Below are 294 nucleotides of genomic sequence, written 5' to 3'. Positions count from 1 at the left end.
CGACCAGCGCGTGCCGTCCGCGCTCGAACACGGGCACCGCGAGATCGACATGGCCGGACAAGCCGCGCGACCCATGCGTGACCGGCGCATCGATCGCAAGGCTCAGCTCGCCGCCGTCCGGCAGCTTCACGCCTGCGTGCATCGCGAACAGCACCGAGCCCGGCACCCTGCCCATTCCCTTCAGATGATCGGAGCCCGCACGACCGAAGCGATCGTCGTCGGTGCGACCCGCGTCGTAGCCCAGCGCGGCCGACACGAACGCGCCGTTCGGCAGCGCGAGGCGATCGCCGGCGC

At 71.8% G+C, this 294-nt stretch carries 1 pseudogene; it reads right to left on the bottom strand.

The annotated features are described in order from the left end of the window. Nucleotides 1-294 (bottom strand): annotated as a pseudogene (locus SB816_RS30855) (MipA/OmpV family protein); the annotation flags it as partial.

Source organism: Achromobacter sp. SIMBA_011 (assembly GCF_046535435.1).
In the GTDB taxonomy this organism is placed as follows: Bacteria; Pseudomonadota; Gammaproteobacteria; order Burkholderiales; family Burkholderiaceae_B; genus Achromobacter; species Achromobacter dolens.
The sequence above is the reverse complement of the archived record's forward strand: the minus strand, read 5'-3'. Positions and strand labels throughout refer to the sequence as shown.